General features: G+C 72.4%; 18 protein-coding genes and 1 tRNA gene. 1 reads left to right on the top strand and 18 read right to left on the bottom strand.

Annotated elements, in window-relative coordinates:
• The 5 genes from ACERMF_RS17510 to ACERMF_RS17490 form a co-directional block, all read right to left on the bottom strand.
• Nucleotides 1–360, bottom strand: a 360-nt coding sequence (locus tag ACERMF_RS17510; RefSeq protein WP_373670439.1) for an HIT domain-containing protein, incomplete at its 3' end; no start/stop codon positions are given.
• Nucleotides 361–392: 32 nt separating this feature from the next.
• On the bottom strand, nt 393–1,175 hold the full coding sequence (locus ACERMF_RS17505; protein WP_373670438.1) for an exodeoxyribonuclease III: 783 nt from the start codon (nt 1,173–1,175) through the stop codon (nt 393–395).
• A 25-nt stretch (nt 1,176–1,200) separates the two neighbouring features.
• Nucleotides 1,201–1,992: an energy-coupling factor ABC transporter ATP-binding protein gene (locus ACERMF_RS17500; RefSeq protein ID WP_373670437.1), complete on the bottom strand. Its 792-nt coding sequence runs from the start codon at nt 1,990–1,992 to the stop codon at nt 1,201–1,203.
• On the bottom strand, nt 1,989–2,756 hold the full coding sequence (gene cbiQ, locus ACERMF_RS17495; RefSeq protein WP_373670436.1) for a cobalt ECF transporter T component CbiQ: 768 nt from the start codon (nt 2,754–2,756) through the stop codon (nt 1,989–1,991). The genes ACERMF_RS17500 and cbiQ overlap by 4 nt, the downstream gene beginning before the upstream one ends.
• A gap of 3 nt (nt 2,757–2,759) precedes the next feature.
• Nucleotides 2,760–3,755 carry an energy-coupling factor ABC transporter permease gene (locus ACERMF_RS17490; protein WP_373670435.1) on the bottom strand — a complete coding sequence of 332 codons (996 nt, stop codon included), beginning with the start codon at nt 3,753–3,755 and terminating at the stop codon, nt 2,760–2,762.
• Nucleotides 3,756–3,886: 131 nt separating this feature from the next.
• Between ACERMF_RS17490 and ACERMF_RS17485 the strand changes: the two genes are divergently transcribed.
• On the top strand, nt 3,887–5,194 hold the full coding sequence (locus ACERMF_RS17485; RefSeq protein ID WP_373670434.1) for an MFS transporter: 1,308 nt from the start codon (nt 3,887–3,889) through the stop codon (nt 5,192–5,194).
• Between the two features lie 4 nt (nt 5,195–5,198).
• On the opposite strand, the gene mfd is transcribed toward ACERMF_RS17485, so the two are convergent.
• The 13 genes from mfd to ACERMF_RS17420 form a co-directional block, all read right to left on the bottom strand.
• Complete coding sequence (gene mfd / locus ACERMF_RS17480) at nt 5,199–8,711, bottom strand: transcription-repair coupling factor (protein ID WP_373670433.1); 3,513 nt, start codon at nt 8,709–8,711, stop codon at nt 5,199–5,201.
• A 73-nt stretch (nt 8,712–8,784) separates the two neighbouring features.
• The gene (locus tag ACERMF_RS17475) at nt 8,785–9,441 is read right to left on the bottom strand and encodes a DUF4191 domain-containing protein (protein WP_373670432.1); all 657 of its coding nucleotides are present in this window, start codon (nt 9,439–9,441) and stop codon (nt 8,785–8,787) included.
• Between the two features lie 21 nt (nt 9,442–9,462).
• On the bottom strand, nt 9,463–10,047 hold the full coding sequence (pth, locus tag ACERMF_RS17470) for an aminoacyl-tRNA hydrolase (RefSeq protein ID WP_373670431.1): 585 nt from the start codon (nt 10,045–10,047) through the stop codon (nt 9,463–9,465).
• 29 nt (nt 10,048–10,076) lie between these two features.
• Nucleotides 10,077–10,775: a 50S ribosomal protein L25 gene (locus ACERMF_RS17465; protein ID WP_373670430.1), complete on the bottom strand. Its 699-nt coding sequence runs from the start codon at nt 10,773–10,775 to the stop codon at nt 10,077–10,079.
• A 261-nt stretch (nt 10,776–11,036) separates the two neighbouring features.
• Nucleotides 11,037–12,023 carry a ribose-phosphate diphosphokinase gene (locus ACERMF_RS17460; RefSeq protein WP_373670429.1) on the bottom strand — a complete coding sequence of 329 codons (987 nt, stop codon included), beginning with the start codon at nt 12,021–12,023 and terminating at the stop codon, nt 11,037–11,039.
• A 135-nt stretch (nt 12,024–12,158) separates the two neighbouring features.
• On the bottom strand, nt 12,159–13,553 hold the full coding sequence (gene glmU / locus ACERMF_RS17455) for a bifunctional UDP-N-acetylglucosamine diphosphorylase/glucosamine-1-phosphate N-acetyltransferase GlmU (RefSeq protein WP_373670428.1): 1,395 nt from the start codon (nt 13,551–13,553) through the stop codon (nt 12,159–12,161).
• 33 nt (nt 13,554–13,586) lie between these two features.
• A tRNA-Gln gene (locus ACERMF_RS17450) sits at nt 13,587–13,661 on the bottom strand.
• A 187-nt stretch (nt 13,662–13,848) separates the two neighbouring features.
• The gene (locus ACERMF_RS17445; RefSeq protein ID WP_373670427.1) at nt 13,849–14,817 is read right to left on the bottom strand and encodes a 4-(cytidine 5'-diphospho)-2-C-methyl-D-erythritol kinase; all 969 of its coding nucleotides are present in this window, start codon (nt 14,815–14,817) and stop codon (nt 13,849–13,851) included.
• Nucleotides 14,818–14,929: 112 nt separating this feature from the next.
• On the bottom strand, nt 14,930–15,775 hold the full coding sequence (rsmA, locus tag ACERMF_RS17440; RefSeq protein WP_373670426.1) for a 16S rRNA (adenine(1518)-N(6)/adenine(1519)-N(6))-dimethyltransferase RsmA: 846 nt from the start codon (nt 15,773–15,775) through the stop codon (nt 14,930–14,932).
• A gap of 67 nt (nt 15,776–15,842) precedes the next feature.
• Nucleotides 15,843–17,021, bottom strand: a complete 1,179-nt coding sequence (locus ACERMF_RS17435; RefSeq protein WP_373670425.1) for a transglycosylase family protein — start codon at nt 17,019–17,021, stop codon at nt 15,843–15,845.
• A gap of 130 nt (nt 17,022–17,151) precedes the next feature.
• The gene (locus ACERMF_RS17430) at nt 17,152–17,940 is read right to left on the bottom strand and encodes a TatD family hydrolase (protein ID WP_373670424.1); all 789 of its coding nucleotides are present in this window, start codon (nt 17,938–17,940) and stop codon (nt 17,152–17,154) included.
• A 129-nt stretch (nt 17,941–18,069) separates the two neighbouring features.
• A complete protein-coding gene (locus tag ACERMF_RS17425; RefSeq protein WP_373670423.1) occupies nt 18,070–20,280 on the bottom strand; it encodes a hypothetical protein in 2,211 nt (736 codons plus the stop codon).
• Nucleotides 20,280–20,810: a SigE family RNA polymerase sigma factor gene (locus ACERMF_RS17420; RefSeq protein WP_373670441.1), complete on the bottom strand. Its 531-nt coding sequence runs from the start codon at nt 20,808–20,810 to the stop codon at nt 20,280–20,282. Before ACERMF_RS17420 ends, ACERMF_RS17425 begins: the two co-directional genes overlap by 1 nt.
• Nucleotides 20,811–20,885 lie beyond the last annotated feature (75 nt).

The following is a 20,885-nucleotide window of genomic DNA, read 5'->3' as shown; positions in this document are numbered from 1 at the left end:
GGGCGCCTCGGGCGAACCGGAGTCGATGTGGCCCAGCTGCCGGCCGCCGATGACGTGGAAGTGCAGGTGGGCGATGCTCTGCCCACCACGCTCACCGACGTTGGTGGTGATGCGGTAGCCCTCGGCGATGCCCTCGGCGGTCGCGACCCGGCGCGCCAGCGCGAAGCAGTCGGCCAGCAGCGCGGCGTCGTCGTCGCCCAGTTCGTGCGCCGAGCCGACGTGCCGTTCGGGCACGACCAACACGTGCACCGGCGCTCGCGGCGAGATGTCGCGGACGGCGATCACGCCCTCCGCCTCGGCGATGCGATCCGCCGGCACGTCACCGGCCACGATGCTGCAGAACAGGCAGTCCCCGGGCATGTGGTCCTCCTCCCTCGACCGTCGGGGGGACCCTAGTGACGTTCGACGTCGACGAGCAGCGGCGCGTGGTCCGAGGGCTTGTCACCCGCCTGGTTGTTCTTGCGGAAGGTGCGGTCCACCACGACGTTGCGGACGGCGAGGTGGGAGCTGACCAACGCATAGTCCAGCCGCATCCCGAGGTTCTTGTGCAACGCACCCATGCGGTAGTCCCACCACGTGAACCCCGTACCGTCGGGTTCGACCTCGCGGTAGGCGTCGACGAGGCCGACGGCCAGCACCGATTCGAAGTGGGCCCGCTCCTCGGGCGTGACGTGCGTCGCACCGAGGAAGGCGGCGGGATCCCACACGTCACGGTCGTCGCGGGTGACGTTGAGGTCGCCGGCGATCACGGTCGGGCCGCCGGCCACCAGTGACCGCGCACGATCCCGGATCGCGTCGAAGAAGGCCAGCTTCGCGGCGAACATCGGATGATCGGGGCGCCGGCCGTTGACCACGTAGGCGCTCACGACCTGTACCCCACCGACGCGCGCCTCGATCCACCGGGCCTCGGCGACGTCGGGTTCACCGACCAGTCCCCGAACGACCTGGTCCACCTCGAGGTCGTCGCGGACGAGCAACGCGACGCCGTTCCAGCGACCGGCCGAGTGCTCGACGGCGTGGTAGCCGGCCATGGCGAACTCGAGGTGGGGGAAGGCTTCGGCGGCGCACTTGGTCTCCTGCAGGCAGACCACGTCGGGATCGTGGGCGTCCAGCAACTCGAACACGCGGGGCATGCGGGCCTTGAGCGAGTTGACGTTCCAGGTGACCAGACGCACGCGGGCCCTTCGTGTCGGGCCGGGGTCAGCGCGGCGGGACCACCGACCGGGGATCGAACCCGAACGGTAGCTCCAGGCGGTTGGCCCGCAGCAGGCCCTCGTCGGCCAACAGGTCGGCGGTCGACCCGTCGGCGACGACCCGGCCACCACTGACCACGACCGCGCGTGGGCACAGTTCGAGGGCGAACGGCAGGTCGTGGGTCACCACCAGCTGGGTGACGGGCAGCCGGACCAGGACGTCGTGGAGCTCGCGGCGGCCGGCCGGATCGAGGTTGGAGGTGGGCTCGTCGAGGACGAGGAGCCGTGGTCGCATCGCCAGCACCGTCGCGAGCGCCACCCGCCGTCGCTCGCCTCCGGACAGGTGGTGCGGCGCGCGGGCGGCGAGATGCTCGGCCTCGACCGCGTGCAGGGCGTCCTGGACCCGGTCCCGGAGGACCTCCCCCCGCAGGCCGAGGTTGGCCGGCCCGAAGGCGACATCCTCACGCACGGTGCCGAGGAACAGTTGGTCGTCGGGATCCTGGAACACGAAGCCGACCTGGCGGCGGATCTCGGTCAGCGTCGGGTCGGCGAGCTCGACCTCGCCGACCTGGACGCTGCCCTCGGCGGCGCGCAGCAGCCCGTTGCAGTGCAGGGCGAGCGTGGTCTTCCCCGCGCCGTTGGGGCCCAGCACCGCCACCCGCTCCCCCGGTGCCACGGCCAGGTCGAGGCCGGACAACGCCTCGGTCCCGTCGGGATAGGCGTACCGCAGGCCACGCAGCACCAGCCCGGCGGGCGGACCGCCCCCCGCGGAGATCTCGAACTCGGAGGGGGCGCTCACGGACGCAGCCACCACAGCAGCAGGGTGCAGGCCACCACGGCCGGCAGGGCGAGTGCGACGCTCCAGGTGACGGCGGCGACCGGCTCCTCGTCGTGGAGGTCGGGCATGGTGCCCGCGTACCCCCGCGCCAGCATCGCGGCGTACACCCGCTCGCCGCGCTCGTAGCTGCGGACGAACAAGGCGCCCGATGCGGCGGCGACCGGCCGGGCCTGCCACAGCCAGCGCGGATCGTGCCCCCGCGCGACCATGGCCGTGCGCATGCGACCCAGTTCGCCGGCGACCACCTCGAGGTAGCGCACCATGAACGTGGCGATCTGGGTCAGCACCGGTGGGACCCGTAGCCGCTCCAGCGCGCGAAGCAGCCGGGGGACCTCCGTGGTGGCGGCCAGCAGAATCGAGGCGGTCGCGCCGAGGACGGCGCGCGAGGCGATGCCGAAGCCGGCGACGATGCCCGCGCGCGACACCTCCAGTCCGAGCACGGTCACCCGGGACCCCGAGGCGACGAAGGGCACCATCACGGCCACCAGGAGGAACGGCACCACGACCAGCAACCGCGTCGCGACGAACCGCAGGGGCACCCGCGCGAGCACGGCCACGCCGCCGAGCACGACGGCCGCGACGGCGAAGACCGGCCAGGCGGGCGCCGGGGTCACGGCGATGGTGACGACGGTTCCGAAGGCGGCGACGACCTTGACGTGCGGAGGCAGTGCGTGCACGGGTGAGTGCTCGTGCACGTACAGCGCATGCGCGTGCCCGGCCCCCATCTCCTAGCCGCCGACAGGGTGGCGCCGTGGCCGGCCGGCCCCCGGCGCGCGACCGCGCACGGCCGAGAACAGGCCACCACCGATGGCGAGGGTGAGCACCGTGCCCGCGATCCCCGCGACCGCCAGGCTCGTCGACTCGTTCGCCACCCCCGCGGTCGCGTAGTCGGCGAAGATGCTGTTGGCCAGCGCGTGCTCACGCTCTGCGGCCGCGAAGCCGGTGTCCTCGGCGACCCGCTCGAGACCATCGGGGTCGTCGACGGCGAACTGGGCCACACCGGCGGCGACCAGCAGCGAGACGGCCACGCCGCCCAACACGAAGCGGCGCAGGCCGGGCCCGGCAGCGGCGCCGACCCGCAGGTCGCTGGCACCGGCGACGAGGTCGGCCCGGGTCCGCAGCACCGCGGCGACCGTGAGGCCGGTGATGACCCCCTCGCCCACACCGATGAGCAGGTGGACGCCCACCATCGCGACGAAGACCCGGTCGAAGGGAACGGGCGCACTCGCGCCGACGAGCCACTGCAGGCTGAAGGCGACCGCGGAGAGCACGACCGCGGCGAACCCGGCGACACCGGCCGCCACGGCGACGCCGGTGCGCGTGGCCGGCAGCAGTCGCCGACCGAGCCGGAACACGCCCCAGCCGCCGAGTGAGGTCACCACGGCCATGTTGAGCACGTTGTAGCCGAGGGCGGACAGCCCGCCGTCGGCGAAGACCAGCGCCTGCACCACGACGACGACCGTCACCACAAGCATGCCGACCCACGGTCCGAGCAGGACCGCCGCCAGCGCGCCGCCGAGCAGATGACCGGTCGTACCGGCCGCCACCGGGAAGTTGACCATCTGGGCCGCGAAGACGAAGGCGGCGGTCAGGCCGGCCAGCGGGACCTGCTGCTCGCCGAGTTGTTCGCGGGACTGTCGCAGGGCGGCACCGACCGCGCCGGCGCTGATCAGGCCCGTGCCGACGGCGGCCGGAAGCGTCAGGAAGCCATCGGGTGCATGCACGTCGGTTCCTTGCCGGGCGGCAGAACTGCGAATATCTCGCAACAAAAGGCAGACTAGCGGCCGAGGCGCCCACCTGCACCCCTGCGCCCCGTGGGGGATAGGTTCGCGCCCCGTCCGTCGTGAGGAGCGTCGTGTCCGAAGCCGCTCCCCGCGACGGCCACGAACCCGGGCCCCGTGAGGGGCGCCGTCCCGCCTGGCTGACGGCGCCGGTGCTGACCGTGTCGGCGCTGTCCGTCGCCGCCGGGGTCGCGCAGTTCAGTGTGACGGCCGTCATCGGCGACGTCGCGGCCGCATTCGGGGAGGTCGGCGTCGGCGACGACGTCGCCGCGCAGATCGGTCTGCCGGCGACCACCGTCGGCGTCGCCCTGGCGCTGGTGCGGGTCGCGTCGCTGGCCAGCCTGCCGATCGCCGCCCTCGCCGACCGGTTCGGGCGCCGCAGTCTGCTGCTGACGCTCGCGGCCATCGGGTTGTTCCTCACCTCCGCGGCCGCGCTGGCGCCCGGGTTCTGGTGGTACGTGGCCCTGGTCGCGCTCGCGCGGCCGGCCCTGTCCACGGTCAACGCCCTCGCCGGCGTGGTCGCCGCCGAGGAGACGACCTCACGGGACCGTTCGGCGGCGATCGCCCTGATCACCGCCGCCTACGGGCTCGGCGCCGGTGTCGTGTCGATCACCCGCGGTGCGCTGCCCGGCGAACCGTCGTTTCGTGTGGTGACCGCCTTCGCGGTCGTCCCCCTGCTGCTGTTGCCGCTGCTGGCCCGCAAGGTGCGCGAGCCCCGCATCGCGCAGAGCGCCGCCCACGCACAGGGTCTTCCCGGATCGGTCCCGCGGCAGCTGGTGCGTCCCGTCGCGCTCCTGGCCCTGACGACCGGCGGGATCGCGGTCGCCACCGGACCCGGCTTCACCTACCTGTTCGTCTATGGCGAGGGGGTGTTGAACGCCTCGCCGTTGTTCATCTCGATGCTGGTGCTGGGCGCCGGCCCCGCCGGGCTCGTCGGCATCCTGCTGGGGCGGGCCGGAGCGGACCGCATCGGCCGCCGCGTCACGGCCGCCCTGATGATGGCGGCGACGGGGTTGTCGATCGCACTGGCGTACGCCGGCGGGGTCCCGTCGCTGACCGTCGGTTACCTGCTGGCGATCGCGTTCAGCAGTGGCTTCGCTCCCCCGACCGGGGCGCTGGCCGCCGAGATCGCCTCGACCTCGTTCCGTGCCACGGTCGCCGGCTGGATCACCATGTCGGGGGTGCTCGGCGCCGTGCTGGGGCTGCTGTCGTTCGGCGTGCTCGCCGACCTCACGGGCGGCTTCAGCAACGCCTCGATCGCCATCGGCATCGTGGTCGCCCTCGTCGCCACGGCGTTCCTCGCCCTGCCGGAGACCCTCGGGCACGAACTCGACGAAGACCCGGTGACCGCGGATCCGGCGGACGAACCGGCCAACGACTGACCGGTCAGCGCCGCTTCGGCGGCGGCGCCACCAGGTCACGCAGCGTCGCGGCGACCCACGCGATCAGGTCGGGCGGCCGGGGCGACGGCACGGGGATCTGGAGGACGAGCTGCTCACGCTGGTAGCGGAAACCCCGGTGCAGACGCTCGACCCGCACCAGTTGCGAATCGGTGAGGTCCATCGGCGCGACGCGCAGCCGACCGGAGGCGGTGAGGGTGACCTCGTGGATCCGCCAGCGCCGCAGTGCCGCCTTCAGCGCCGCCAGCGAGAGCAGGCGTTCGGCCGCGCCGGGCAGCGGCCCGAACCGGTCGGCGAGCTCGGCCTTGACGTCGCGGACCCCACCCGCGTCCCGGATCGCCGAGATGCGCTTGTACAACTCGAGCCGCTGTCGCTCGTCCTCGACGTAGTCGTGCGGCAGGTGGGCGTCCACGGGGAGTTCGAGCTTGATGTCGACCTCCTCCTCGATCGGCTCGCCCGACAGGTCGGCGACCTCCTCCTTGAGCAGCTGGGAGTACATCTCGAAGCCGACGGCGGCGACCTGGCCGGACTGCTCGGCCCCGACGACGTTGCCGGCCCCCCGGATCTCGAGGTCGCGCATGGCGATGGCGAGGCCGGATCCGAGCCGGGTGTGCTCGGCGATGGTCTTGAGCCGCTCGTAGGCCGGCTCGGTCATCGACGCCCCCTCGGGATAGAGGAAGTAGGCGTATCCGCGCTCGGAGGAACGCCCGACCCGGCCCCGTAGCTGGTGCAGCTGCGACAGGCCGAGCAGGTCGGCCCGCTCGATGATCAGCGTGTTGGCGTTCGGGATGTCGAGGCCGGACTCGATGATCGTCGTGCAGACGAGGACGTCGAACTCGCGCTCCCAGAACCGCACCATCACGCGTTCGAGCTGGCGCTCGTCCATCTGCCCGTGCGCGACCTCGACACGGGCATCGGGCACCATCTCCGCGATGCCGGCGGCGACCCGGTGGATCGAGTCGACCTGGTTGTGGACGTAGAACACCTGGCCATCGCGCAGCAGCTCGCGTCGGATCGCCAGCGCGATCTGGGCCTCGTCGTACTCGCTGACCACGGTCATGACCGGTTGACGATCCTCGGGGGGCGTCTCGATGACCGAGAGGTCGCGGAGACCGGAGACGGCCATCTCGAGCGTCCGCGGGATCGGCGTGGCCGACATCGACAGCACGTCCACCGAGGTGCGCAGCTGCTTGAGGCGCTCCTTCTGCGACACGCCGAACCGCTGCTCCTCGTCGACCACGACCAGTCCGAGGTCCTTCCACTGCACCGACTTGCCGAGCAGCGCATGGGTGCCGACCACGATGTCGACGGTGCCGGCCGCGAGGCCGTCGAGGATGCGCTTGCGGTCCTTGGTGGACGTGAAGCGGCTGTAGGCCTCGACCTCGACCGGGAAGCCCGAGAAACGCTCCTTGAAGGTCTCGAAGTGCTGCTGGGCCAGGATCGTGGTCGGTACCAGCACCGCCACCTGCTTGCCGTCGAACACGGCCTTCCCCGCGGCTCGTACGGCCACCTCGGTCTTGCCGAAGCCGACGTCGCCGGCCAGCAGCCGGTCCATCGGGACCGGCGCCTCCATGTCCCGCTTGATCTCGTCGATGGTGGTCAACTGGTCGACGGTCTCGACGTGGGCGAACGCGTCCTCGAGTTCGGCCTGCATCGCCCCGTCGGAGGTGAAGGCGTGACCGGGCGCATGCATGCGGGCCGCGTACAACCGGATCAGGTCCGCGGCGATGTCGCGGACGGCCTTGCGGACCCGGTTCTTCGCCCGCTCCCACTGGGCGCCGCCGAGCGACATCACGCTGGGCGTCTCGCCACCCTGGTAGCGCGTGACGGCATCGACCTGGTCGGAGGGCACGTAGAGGGTGTCGCCGTCCGCGTACTCCAGCAGGACGTAGTCGCGCTTCGCCACGGTGCCGTTCGGGGCAGGGAACTCGCGTGTGACCATGCCCCGGTAGCGGCCGACGCCATGGGTGCGGTGCACCACCGGGTCGCCCTCGCGCAGTTGCAGCACGGCGTCCGCGGCGCTGGTGCGCGTGCCCAGCCGGCGACTTGCACGGCGCCGGCGGGGGCCGAACACGTCCCACGTCCCGAGGATCGCGATACCGAGTTCGTCGGCGTGAAACCCTGCGCGCAGGCGGCTGACCGTGACCTCGACCCGGTGGCCCTCGGCCGTCGGCGCGAGCGCCGGCACGATCGTCGCCGGCACTCCCTGCTCGCCGAGGACGTCGCCGATCCGGCGCGCCGGCCCGTCGGCGTCGACGGCGATGACGACGCGCTTGCCCTCGCGCAGCAGCGTGTTGGCACGTTCGGCGAGGGTGACGACGTCGCCGCGGAAGGAGTCCCAGGCCGCGCCCGGCAGACGGGTGCCGCCGGCCTTGCCGAAGGGGGTCAGCCGCCACACCTGCTGGGGACTGCGGGCGAGCAGCTGCTCGGGCGTGGCGAAGTTGGTGCCCTGCAGCGGCGACCCTGCGCCGGCGGCTTCGGCGTCGCCGCCCGCGGCCGCGAACGCGGCGGTGCGCCAAGCCGTCTCGGCCAGGACCTCGGCCTCCTCCCGCAGCTTGTTGGCCCGGTCCTGCAGGAGCAACGGGTCCACGAGCACCATGCCAGCGTCCCCCGGCAGGAAGTCGCTCAGCAGCGCTGGCTCGTCACGCAACAGCAGCACGAGCGCCTCGGCACCCTCGAACGTCTGGCCTTCGGCGAGACGCTCCAACGGCTCGGTGAGCTCCGGCCAGTCGCGGATCCGCGCGCGGGCGGTCTCGCGGAGCTCGTCGTCGAGGACAAGCTCGCGGGCCGGGTCGACCACGACCCGCTCGACGGGCTCGGTCGAACGCTGGTCGGCGACCCCGAACTGACGCAACGACTCGACGTCGTCGCCCCAGAACTCGACCCGGACCGCATGGTCGGCGCCGGTGGGGAACACGTCGACGATGCCGCCGCGGACGGCGAACTCGCCCCGCGACTCGACCTGGCTGGTGCGGCTGTAGCCCAGTCCGGCGAGCCCCTCGACGAGCCGGTCGAACCCGTCCCACCTCGAGGTCAACTCGATCGGGCGTTGCCCGGTCAGTGCCGGGTCCATCGGCTGCACGGCGGCCCGGACCGGGGCCACGATGACCTGCAGCAGCTGATCGTGTCCCTCCGGGTGGCAGAGCCGGTCGAGCACCGCCAACCGGCGACCGACGGTCCGCGGCTGCGGGGACAACCGCTCGTGCGGCAGCGTCTCCCACGCCGGGAAGACCGCGACCCGGTCCTCCCCGAGGTAGGCCGCCACACCGTCGGCGACGGCCTCGGCGTCGGAGGTCCGCGGCGTGAGCACGAGCAGCGGGGTGGCGCGCTCGGCCAGCAGGCTCAGCACGTAGGGGCGGACCGGGGGGGCACAGACCAGCTCGTCGGGATCCTCGAGCTCCTCGGGCCATTCGGCCCGGCCGGGCCGCAGGGCGGCGGCGAGTGGGCCGGCCGCGATGCCGGGATCGAGGACGTCGTCGATGCTGCTGGGAGCGCTCACGGGCGGTCGACCTCGTCGAGAGGGGCATTGCCTCGGCCGGCCAGTGTGCCGACCGACCCGGGACGTCGCGGACCTAGCGGGGCTTCGGGCGGGGGCGGCGGGCCATGTTGGGATCGATGCCCTGCGGGATGGGCGCCGTGCGATCCAGCGGCTTGAGGCGGCGCTCGAGCTTGGGCACCTCGGTCTTGGACAGCTCGCGGTTGAACTTGTTCATGGTGAACTGCAGCTTGTTCAGCGTGACCGTGTCCCCGCGGCCGTCGCCGACGAGGACCGTGTGCACCGGCACCTCGCCGGCGACGCGGCCGATCCGCTTCTTCTCCTTGGCCAGCAACGCCTTCACCCGCTGTGGGGAGGACCCCTCGGCGACCAGCACGATGCCGCAGCGTCCGACGACGCGGTGGACGAGGTCCTGCTTGGCGTTGACGGCCACTGCCGGTGAGACGAACCACTGCCCCCGCATCTGCTGGAGCACGGCGGCTGCGGCGCCGGGGTGGCCCTCGATGGCGGAGAACTGCGCCTTCTGCAGGCGGCGGTTGAACACCATCATCGCGCCCATGAACGCGAACAGCAGCGCGACCGGGATCGCTACCCACTCGTTGACGAGCAGACCGAGCAGGGCACCGATGAGCAACCCGGCCAGCGCGCCGGCCGCGATCATCGCCGGCGCCTTGGGGTCGATCTCCTTCAGCTGACCCCACGCCATCCGGATCTGCTGCAGCCTCTGCTTCACGACCGTCTCCTCGCGACGGGGTCAGCGTGCCCCGTGATAGCGGTTCTGGGTGGCCTCGAGGCCCTGGGTGGCCAACATCACGACCGCGTCACCGGCTTCTTCCAGCGTGACGTCGACGGTTTCGCGTTCCGCCGGCGAGAACCGACGGAGCACGAAGTCCTTGCCCGGCATCCGCCCCGGGGGCCGCCCGATGCCGATCCGCACCCGCAGGTAGTCGCGGCTGCCGAACGCCCGATCGAGGTCCTTGAGGCCATTGTGGCCCGCCGGGCTGCCGCCGCGCTTGACCTTGAGAGCGCCGAGCTCCACGTCGAGGTCGTCGTGCAGGACGATGGTGCGCTCGACGGGGACCTTGAACCAGTTCGCCGCCTGCTGCGCCGGTCCGCCGGAGGTGTTCATGTAGCTCTGCGGGACGGCCAGGGCGAACCGCACGCCGGCCACGACGGTCTCGGCCGTCTCGCAGCGGGCGCGCTTGTTGCGCGCGAGGTCAGCGTGTTCGCGGCGGGCGAAGGCGCGCACCGCGTCGGCACCGACGTTGTGCCGGGTCCCGCCGTACTCGCCCTCGGGATTGCCGAGGCCGACGACGAGCCAGCGGTCGTCGTCGGCCACGGGAGTGCTCCTGAACAACCGCAGGGCGCTCAGGCCTCCTCGGCCTCGGCGGGCTCGGCCACGACCTCGTCCCCGGCCGCCTCGTCCACCTCGACGGCGGCCTCGGCACCGGTGTCGTCGGCGCCGGCACCGACGCCCTCCTCGAGGGCTTCGAGCTCGGCCTCGGAGACCGGGGCGTTGATGGTGATGACGGTGCGGTCGAGCTCGATGTCGAACTCGGCGCCGTCGGGGAGCTGGCCGGCCAGGTCCTCGACCCGCAGGACGTCACCGATCTCGAGCCCTTCGACGGACAGCTCGAAGGAGTTGGGCACGTCGAGCGGCCGGACCAGGATCGGCACGGTGTACAGGATCTGGTTCACGACGCCGCCACCGGGGGCGACGTCCTCTTCGCCGACCGAGTGGACCGGGACCTCGACCGAGATCTGCGAGTCCCGGTCGACGGCGAGGAAGTCGACGTGCTGGGTCTCCTGCCGGATCGGGTGGATCTGCAGGTCACGCGCCAGCGTGAGGTGCGTCTCGCCCTCGATCTCCAGGCGGATCATCGCGTTGCGCCCTGCTTCGGTGTGCAGCGCGTGGTAGAGCTCGAGCGCGTCCACGCTGACGGGGGTGGGCTCGACCTCGTAGCCATACATGATGCCGGGGACGCGGCCCTGCCTGCGGAGGCGGCCGGCGGCACCCTTGCCCTGCTGGGTGCGCTTCTGTGCGCTGAGCTGGACCTGCTTCGACACGGTGGTGCTCCTCGAGAATGCGTGTGTCCCCGGCGTGGGTCGGTCACCGTCTGCCGCGGCGGCGCCTCGGGCGCGGATCGCGGCGTGCCCCTGCGGGGCGGGTCGTGCGGCGGCGAGATGTCACGTGGGGGTGTGCGTGCGGCTTCGCGCGCGACGAGCGTCGTGGTGGGCCGGACACGCGGCCGGCCCGCGAAGAAGGGACACGCGGGCCGGGGAGATGGCAGCGTACCCGGCCGCTCGTGGGCCCGGCAACCGGCGCCTCTACACGTTCTCGCCGCGGAAGATCTCCGACACCGACTGGTCCTCGAAGACCGCGCGGAGCGCCGAGGCCAGGATCGGGGCGATCGAGAGGACCACGAGCTTGTCGATCCGGCGCTCGGGAGGGATCGGCAGGGTGTTGGTCACCACGACCTTCTCGATGACCGAGTTCTCGAGGCGCTCCGCCGCCGGGTCGGAGAACACGGGGTGGGTGGCGCACGCGATGACCCGATGGGCGCCCCGCTCGATCAGCAGCTCGGCCGCGCCACAGATGGTGCCGGCCGTGTCGATCATGTCGTCGATGAGGATGCACGTCTTGCCGTCGACGTCACCGATGACGTCGAGGGTCTCGCTGACGTTCTGCTGGTCCGGGTCGCGCCGCTTGTGCAGGATCGCGATCGGCGCACCGAGGTGACCGGCGAACTTCTCGGTCAGGCGTACCCGCCCGGCGTCCGGCGAGACGATGACCCGGTTCGCGGCCTCGGTGTTCTCGGCGATCCACTGCACCAGCAACGGCAGCGCCGTCAGGTGGTCGAACGGGTCGTCGAAGAAGCCCTGGATCTGCCCGGTGTGCAGGTCGACCGACATGATGCGGTCCACGCCGGTGGACTCGTACATGTCGGCGATCATGCGGGCGGCGATCGCCTCGCGCGACCGGGCCTTCTTGTCCGAGCGCGAGTAGCCGTAGTAGGGCACGACGGCCACCGTGCGCTTCGCCGATGCGCGCTTGAGGGCATCGAGCATGATCAGCTGTTCGATCACGAAGTCGTTGATGCTCATCCCGCCGGGGATGGTCAGGTGCGACTGGATGACGAACACGTCGCCGCCGCGGATCGACTCGGCGTAGCGGGCATACAGCTCGCCGTTCGCGAACTGCGCCAGCTTCACCTCACCGACGCGCATGCCCAGGTGGTCGGCGACCTCGCGGGCCAGCTCGGGGTACGACGACCCGGAGAAGATGTGCATGCGCTTCTTGGTGACGACTTCCACGGCAACCTCGACGCGCGGGCGAACGATGCGGGACTGGCGGGGACGGTAGCGGGGCCGGCGGCCCCGGAGCCAGCCGGCGGGCGGGCAGTTCCCGGGTCGCGCGAGGGACGGTCGGCGGGACCGGCGGTTCCCGGCTCAGCCGCCCTGTCGTCGCCGGCGGCGCGCGGCCCAGCCGTCCTTGTTGACCTGCCGGGCCCGCCCGATCGCCAACGCGTCCGCGGGGACGTCCTCGGTGATGGTCGAGCCCGCGGCGACGTAGGCGCCGGCACCGATGGTGACCGGCGACACCAGCATCGTGCCGCTGCCGACGAACGCGTCCGCCTCGACGACGGTGTGGTGCTTGTCCGTGCCGTCGTAGTTGACCAGCACGACCCCGCAGCCGACGTTGACACGCTCGCCGATCGTCGCGTCGCCCACGTAGGCGAGGTGGCCCGCCTTCGCGCCGTCGCGCAGGGTCGCGTTCTTGGTCTCGACGAACGCCCCTGCCTTCGCCTTCGTGCCGAGCACGGTGCCGGGCCGCAGGTGGGTGAACGGTCCGACGCTGGCCGACGCGCCGATCACCGCGTCGATCGCCCGGGTGGAGTGCACGGTCGCGTCCGGGCCGACCTCGCAGCCGGTGAGGTGGCTGTTGGGGCCGACCGTGGCGCGTTCACCGATGCGGGTACCGCGTTCGAGGATGGTGCCGGGCAGCAGGACGGCGTCACGGCCCACCTCGACGTCGACGTCGACGTGCGTGGTCGCAGGATCCACGACCGAGACGCCGACCTGGGTCATGAGGTGGTCGAGGTGGCGGCGACGCAGCACGGCGGCGGCCTCGGCCAGTTGGCGGCGGTCGTTGACGCCCGCGACCTCGTCCTCGCCGGTCACGACCGCGGCGACCTCTTCGCCTTCGCCGGCGAGGATCTCGACGACGTCGGTGAGGTAGAGCTCGCCCTGGTCGTTGCCGGTGTCGAGCCGGTCGAGCGCATGGACGAGGTGCTCGCGCGAGATGACGTACATGCCGGCGTTGATCTCGTCGATGGCGCGCTGATCGTCGGTCGCGTCCCGGTGCTCGACGATCGCGCTCACGTTGCCGTCGGCGTTGCGCAGCACGCGGCCGTAGCCGGCCGGATCGGCCAACCGGGCGGTCAGCATGGCGGCGGTGCGCCCGTCGGCGGCGTGCAGGAGTTCCTCGAGGGTCGAGGCGGTCAGCAGCGGCGTGTCGCCGGGTAGGACCATGACCCGGTCGATGTCGGCCGCCAGCGCCGGCATCGCCACCTGTACGGCGTGTCCGGTGCCGTGCTGCTCCTCCTGCAGGACCGTGGTCAGCCCGTCGACGCCGCTGTCGGTGACCGACGCGGCGACGTCGTCCGCCTGGTGGCCGACCACCACCACGACCTGGCCGAGGCCGAGCGGCCGCAACGCCTCGAGGACGTGACCGACCAGGGTCCGTCCGGCCGCCGTGTGCAGCACCTTGGCGAGGTCGGAACGGAACCGGGTCCCCTTGCCGGCGGCGAGGACCACCGCGGCGGTGCGGGCGATGTCGGACACGAGGGTTCCTCCGAGGAGCAGGACGCGGAGCGCTGGCTGGGAGGCAGGGGATCGAACCCTGAATACCGACTCCAAAGGACGGCGTGTTGCCTATTACACCACCTCCCAGGGTGGTTCCGGCCGTCGGGACGGCCGGGCACCGGGCCGGGGAGGGTAGTCGCCACGGCGCGTCGGCGTTCCGGGCCGGGGGCGTGTCGCGTGAGGTCGTCGATGTCGCGGCTGCTCGTCGCCGGTGCGGTGTTGGCGCGACATCGACGCGGAGCGGCGACATGGTGCCGCGTGCGGCCGCCGCGGATCAGTCGACGGCGACCTCGGGCCCACCGGCGGGCGAGAGCGCCACCTCGACACGGTCGAAGGCGTCCTGCATCCGGCCGGCGAGCTCGGTGGCGTGCTGGGCGGACTCGGCCAGCCCGACCACCGTCGGTCCCGACCCGCTGACCAGGGCCCCCAGCGCCCCGCGTTCCAGGAAGGCGTCGCGGGCGTCGCGCAGCTCGGGTCGCAGCGAGAAGGCCGCCGTCTCGAGGTCGTTGTGCAGGGCGGCGCCGAGCGCTTCGGCGTCGCCGGTGCGCAGCGCCTGCAGGACGGCGTCGGGCTCGGCCTCGGACGGCGTGCCGACCTCGTCGAAGGCCCGGTAGACGGACGGTGTCGACAACGGCTCGCCGCTGATGCCGACCACCCAGTGGTAGCTGCCACGGCACAGCACCTGGGCCGTGGCGGTGCCGGTCCCCGTGGCCAGCGCCGTCCCGCCGGTGACACAGAACGGCACGTCGGCGCCCAGTTCCGCGGCGAGATCGCGCAGCTCCTCCCGCGCGAGGTCGGTGCCCCACAGGTGGTTGAGCGCCAGCAGGGTCGCCGCCGCGTCCGCCGAACCGCCCGCCATGCCCGCGGCGACGGGGATGCGCTTGGTCAGATGCAGGCGGGTGACGGGCACGGCCGCCTCCCCGTCCCGGTGCGCCGTACCGACGCCCACCAGCCCCATCAGCTGCCGGGCGGCGCGCACCGCGAGGTTGTCGCTTCCCGGCGGCACGTCGGGGCCCGCCTCCTGGGTGAAGGCGAGGTCCATGAACCGCCGCGCGGCCGGATGTGCCGACGCGACGGAGCCGTCGAGACGGGCCAGCACGGTGTCGTGGATGGACACCGTCTGCAGCACCGTCACCAGTTCGTGGTAGCCGTCGGGCCGAAGCCCGCGCACGGCCAGGAACAGGTTGACCTTCGACGGCACGCGGACGCGGACGCGGGGCCCCCCGCTGCTGCCTCCGCCCACGCCGGCCTCCCGATCGGCTCTGCTCCCCTGGCCGGTCGCATCCTAGGGAGCGCGCGTGCAAGGCCCGATTCGGCCATGGTCGACGTGGTCGGGTCGCACGGTCCCGCCGCGTTCAGACCTCGACGCCGACAGCGGCCAGCGCGGCGTCGAGTCTGGCGACCTCGCCGGCGGACAGCGTCTCGGCCCGCGCGCCGAGGTCGATGCCGGCATCCGCCGCGACACCTTCGAGGACCGACATCGGCGCCAGGGCGCGCAGGTTGTTGCGCAGGGTCTTGCGACGCTGCCGGAAAGCGGTCTCGACGAGCCGGAACCGCCGGTCGCGTTCGGCGCCCGTGACCGCGTCGACGCGGCGGACGATGCGCACCATGACGCTGTCGACGTTGGGAACCGGGTGGAACACGGTTCGTGGGATCGTCAGGGTCACCTCGGCGGTGGCGATGGTGGCCAGCTTGCAGCTGATCGCCGCGTACAGCGGATGCCCGGGCGCCGCCGCCCAGCGCTCCCCGACCTCGCGCTGGACCATGACGAACAGGTCCTCGACGGCCGGGTCCTCCAGCGCGTGCATGATCAGTGGCGTCGCCACGTTGTAGGGCAGGTTGGCGACCAGCCGTGCTGGCCCGTCGCCGACCAGCGCACCGAGGTCGGTGCGCAACGCGTCGGCGTGCACCACCTCGACGTCATCACGTCCGGCGAGGACCTCGTCGAGTGCGGCGACCAGGCCGGCGTCGATCTCGACGGCGACGACCCGTCCGGCGGCGGCGGCCAGACCCAGGGTCAGCGAGCCCAGCCCCGGGCCGATCTCCAGCACGACGTCGTCGGTGCGCAGACGGGCGGCTTCGACGATCCGTCGCACCGTGTTCGGGTCGACGACGAAGTTCTGTCCCGCCTTCTTGCGCGGGGCGAGGCCACGCTCGGTGAGCAGCCGTCGGACCTCGCGCGGGGTGAGCAGCTCGCCCATGGCGTCACCTCGGGTCGACAGCACGGATCGCCGCGGGGACGCGACCCACGCCACGATAGGGCGTGGACTACCGCAGCCCGATCTGACGGGAGCAGTGGGGCCATGCCGCCCAGCCCTGGCTGCGCTGGACGCGCTCACCGACCGCTATCTGCTGGGCACGCGACGCCTGGTAGGCGAACTCCGGGTACCCGGACGGCTTGTGCCGGCGCCACGTGTCGGGATGGAACTGCAGCCCGCCGTGGTAGGTGCCCCGGTAGCTCCAGTTGCCACCGGACTCGCAGCGCGCCAGCCGGTCCCAGACCCCGTCCGAGGTTCCCGACGACGCCGTGTCCGCCGTGGCCTTCGGCTTCGGAGCGGACGGCGGTGGCGGGGGCGGTGGCGGGGGCGGGGGCGCCTTCGTGCCGACCAGGACGACCCGGTCGACGGGTTCGCGGACGACCACCTGCTCGATCAGTTCGCGCTGGGTCCGCTCCCCGTCCACGTCGACGACGGCGTAGCGGTCGACCCGAAGCCCGTCCTGCGCCTCGCGCTCGACCCGCGTCTTGCCGCGCAGCAGGTCGGGGTCGTCGCGACGCTGCTCGCCCGCCGCCAGCGCTACCTCGACGATCTCCTCGCCCGTCTCGACCCGCTGGACCACGATCTCGGTGGGACCTTCGATCGGTTGCCACAGGGCCGGCCTGACCCGGTCGCTGGCGTCGAGGTCCACCTCGAGTTCGTCGAGCACCTCGGCAACGGTGGTCACCAGGGTCTCGGTCGCGTGGGTGTCGCCGTCGACGACGACCTCGACCGGCTTCGGCAGCGTGACGTGCACGACGTCACCGTCCTCCACGGCGGCCGACCACGGCGGGTCGATCTGCGCGCCCTCGCTCCTGACCTCGGCGAGGTCGGCGGCGGCCAGCGCCTCGGCGACCGAGCCGACCGGGGCGAGCACCTCGTGCACCTCGGTGTCGTCGACGACCACCTCCACGGCGATGGCCCGCGCCACTTCGATGGTGAGCCCGTCGCTGAGCGGCGCGCCCGGTGGGGGTGACACCTCGTCTGCGGGCCCGAGCTCGACGTCGAGGACCTCGAGGGCCTCACCGACGGTGCCGGCGTAGGTGCGGACCTCGTGGAGTTCGCCGTCGACCTCGACCACCACGGCGTCCGACCAGGCGATCAACGGCAGCGCCAACGCGCCGACCAGACCCAGTGCTGCGGTCTTGCGGGCGCGGTGTGAGGACGTGCGGAGCGGGAGTCGCCGGGGCATGGGGCGGGACGCTAGGCCCGCACCCACCGCCTGGCCGTGGCCGATCGACCAGGGAGGGGACTCCGGACGAGGCCGCGGCGGCGCGTCGCCGGCGACCATGGTCCGCGGGGGAAAAGGCTCGAGAGGCCGTTCAGACGGCGTGGGGGGTGTCCTTTGGCGGCAAGCGGAAGGCCCGGCGCGTGTTGTCCTCGACCGCCGCTTCCACCTCGTCCAAAGGACGACCCTGGGTCTGCGCGAGCGTGCGCAGGGTGTACGGAACGTAGGACGGGTCGTTGGGCTTGCCCCGGTGGGGATGCGGCGTCAGGAACGGGGAATCGGTCTCGGTGAGCACCAGTTCCAGCGGGGCGGCGGCCGCGGCGTCGCGGAGATCGCCGGCGTTGGCGAAGGTGAGGTTGCCCGCGAACGACAGGAACCACCCGGCCTCGGCGCAACGCTTGGTGACCCCGAGGTCCCCGCTGAAGCAGTGCATGACGACCCGTTCCGGTGCTCCCTCGTCCTTGAGGATGTCGAGGCAGTCGTCCCATGCCTCGCGGCAGTGGATGACCAGCGCGCGGTCGTGCTGGCGCGCGATCTGGATGTGCGCCCGGAAGCTGGCCTCCTGCTGGGCCGGGGTCGTGTACTCGCGGTAGTAGTCGAGCCCCGTCTCGCCGACCGCGACCACGCGTTCGTCCTGTGCCAGGCGGTCGATCACCTCGAGGACGTGTGGCGTGGCCTCCATCGCGTCGTTGGGATGGACGCCGACGGCGGCCCAGACGCCGGCGAAGCGGGAGGCCGTGCGTACCGCCTGGGTCGAGGACGCCATGTCGGTGCCGACCGTCACCATCGTCGTCACCCCCGCCGCACGGGCGCGCTCCACCTGTTCGGCAGGCGTCAGTCCCTCGTGGTGGTCGAGGTGGCAGTGGGTGTCGACATAGGGCACGGCGGCAGGAGCCTCCCACGAGGTCGGCGAGCGAGAACGGGTGGACCGGCCGACCTCCCGAACGGCTGGCCGGGGCACGCACACGGCCCGCCGAAGGGTCGGTCGGGCCGTGTGCGGGAGGCTACCGGATCAGTTCACGACGTCGCCGTCCATGATCCCGTCACCGCCCACGCGGGACAACTCGTCCTCGAGGGAGCCGTAGTAGGCGACGCCGGTGTTGGAGATGCCCACGACGTAGCCGCCGCCGGCGGCCCGCATCCAGACGTCCGGGATCCCCTCGCCGGGGAAGAACTCGTCGGGGACGTTGGCGACGGTGCGTGCCTCGCCCATGGGGTCGAACACCACGACCGTGCCCTTGAGCATCCAGCGCGGCGCGCCGTCGTCGAGCGTCCCGGCGAGCCCGAACACCGGACCGTCGCCGCCGGTGGGCCGGCGCTCGCCCGTGCCCGTGAGTGCAGGGGCGTTGTCCCCCTGGATCTCGATGGGGATCGCGACCCATTCGGTCGTGGCGTCCTCGGCGACCGCCCGGATGCCGGTCCGGACGGGGCCGTCGATCTCGACCCAGTCGACCGGCTCGAGGGCGACGCCCTCGTACTGCTCCAGCGGCCAGCTGGCATTGTCGTCGGCGGTGTCACCGGTCCCCGGTCCGGCGTCGGTCCAGCCGATGATGCGTAGGTGCGGCATGCCGCCGGTGCCCATCTCGATCCAGGCCAGCTTGTCACCCGCGGGGTGCCAGACAGGTCCGAACGCGGCCACCCCGTCGCCGGCCCCGCCACCGAAGCCGGGCTGCAGGTCCTGACGGTCCCAGTACTCGACCGACAGTTCACCGTCGACGAAGCGGTAGGTGCGGAAGTCGTGTCCCCCCTCGGCGAGGTGCAGGCCGACGATCGTGAGGTCGTCCACGGTCGATCCGGGCCGCACCGCGACCGACCGGAAGCTCGACTCGCCCTCGTCGGGCAGGGTGTAGAGCACCTGCTCGCCGTCGGGGCCGTGCAGCACCAGGTCCTTGATCGTCGCCGTCACGACCGGTTCGGGCAGCGCCGCACCCACGCCGGGCGCCGGCTCGGCGTCCGTCTCGGTCGGCGCGGGCTCCGGTTCGGGACCGGGGTCGGTCGTCGGTTCGCCGGTCGGCTCGGGCTCCGGCGTCGGCTCGCCGGGCCGGACGGCGTCGTACAGCGCCGCCCAGCCGTCGACCTGCACCTCGATGGCGGGGACGAAGTGGCCGCTGCCGTCGTGGGCGTACAGGAAGGTGCGGTTGCCGTCGCCGACCAGGGCAGCGTCCTGCTTGGCGTCCAGCCACAACGTGGCCGGGTCGACGTCGCCGAACGCACCGGTCAGGGAGATCTCGCCGGAGCGGTCGCCGTCCGCGCTCCACCGGAGCACGGCACCGTCCGCACCGTCGGCGATGGCGTAGTCGGGCGACTCGAGCGATCCGGGCAGCACGTGCGAACCTGCCAGGTCGGTGACGCCCTCGAGCACCCGCCCCTCGCCGGGCGTCATGCTGCCGTCGTCGGCCACCGTCAGAGGCTGCAGGTGCACGCCGAGGTCGTCACGGAAGACCAGCACGCTCTCGTCACCGGTCGTGGTGGTGCGGCCGAACCAGTCGAGCAGCTCCACGTCGCCGACGCCGAACACCAGTGCCGGCTCGGTGGTGACCATGCGGCTGTCGACGGGGCCATCACCCTCCGTCGCGCCGGGCTCCCACAGCACCAGCTTGGCCTGGTCGGTCTCGGGCATCGTGAACGCGACCAGGTCCTGGTCGGGGGTCCACGTCACGCTCGGCCGGAACCCACGCAGCGCGTTCTCGTCCGCGAGGGCGTGTGCGAGCGACTGGATCCACACCCGGTCCCCGTCGGCCGGGCCGGTCTCAGCGACCTCGAGGTAGGGAGAGCCGGTGCCGCTGCCGCGAATCGCGGCCACCGCACCCCCGTCGCGGGTGGAGCCGGGCCGCACCGCGAGGTCGTCGACCGCGTCCGCGAAGCGTCCGTCGTCGGCCGTGACCTCGGGAGTGAGGCGGTCGCCGGTCGTCAGATCCCGGATCTCGAGGGAGCCGTCGACATCGGTCACGTAGAACTCGGGCAGCACCCCGCCCGCCGGCAGGACGTCCACCGGCTGGATGTCGATGTCGGGACGGTCGTCGGTGACCAGGTCCAGGATGGCGGGCACACCCAAAACGCCGGCGAGCACGGCGGTGGCGCCCGCCAGCGACCAGGTGACGGCCTGGAACCGCTTGCGGCGCGACACGCGCCGGTCGACCTCGAGCCACAGCATCGGCGTGGGCTCGACGTCCTGCGCGCGGGCCTTGAGACTCTCGCGGATCAGTTCCTCGACGCGATCCATCAGAACGCACCTCCCTCGCTCGTCGCGGTGAGGCCGGACGCAGCGAGCAACTCCTGCATCCGGGCCAGACCGCGCGAGACCTGGGACTTCACCGTGCCGACGGAGCAGCCGAGGATCTCGGCGGTCTCGGCCTCGGAGAGGTCCTCGTAGTAGCGGAGCACGACCGCCTGCCGCTGACGGTCCGGCAGGCGTTGGATCGCCTGCCACACCAGGTCGTGGTCGGCCGCCTGGTCGTCGGCGAGGCGCACGCCCCGGTCGTCCCCGGACCGCTTCGCCGCCTCACGGCGCTCGAGATAGCGCCGTCGGAGCTTCGAGTTGGCCTCGTTGGCCACCGCACGTCGCAGGTACGCCCCCACGTCGCGGACCTCGCCCTTCTTCCAGCGGGCGTACACCTTCGTGAAGGCATCGGCGACGATGTCCTCGGCCTGGTGCGGATCGCTGGTGAGCAGGTACGCGAGCCGGACGGCCTGCCGGTGATGAGCGTTGAAGACCGCGGCGAACGAATCGCTCTGCGTCCCCTGTCGCACCATCGCGAGCACGTCAGCTCCTTCGCGGCGCGCCACGGGTGGGGCGTGCCTGCGCCTCACGGTCGAGACGGCCATCGG

This window comes from Egicoccus sp. AB-alg6-2, from assembly GCF_041821025.1.
In the GTDB taxonomy this organism is placed as follows: domain Bacteria; phylum Actinomycetota; class Nitriliruptoria; order Nitriliruptorales; family Nitriliruptoraceae; genus Egicoccus.
The sequence above is the reverse complement of the archived record's forward strand: the minus strand, read 5'-3'. Positions and strand labels throughout refer to the sequence as shown.

Bases quoted from the DNA above. Each gene is read 5' to 3' on its own strand.
- ACERMF_RS17420 (WP_373670441.1), bottom strand. From the start codon at position 20,810: ATGGTGCGACAGGGGACGCAGAGCGATTCGTTCGCCGCGGTCTTCAAC.
- ACERMF_RS17425 (WP_373670423.1), bottom strand. From the start codon at position 20,280: ATGGATCGCGTCGAGGAACTGATCCGCGAGAGTCTCAAGGCCCGCGCG.
- cbiQ (WP_373670436.1), bottom strand. From the start codon at position 2,756: ATGGGGGCCGGGCACGCGCATGCGCTGTACGTGCACGAGCACTCACCC.
- ACERMF_RS17435 (WP_373670425.1), bottom strand. From the start codon at position 17,021: ATGCCCCGGCGACTCCCGCTCCGCACGTCCTCACACCGCGCCCGCAAG.
- rsmA (WP_373670426.1), bottom strand. From the start codon at position 15,775: ATGGGCGAGCTGCTCACCCCGCGCGAGGTCCGACGGCTGCTCACCGAG.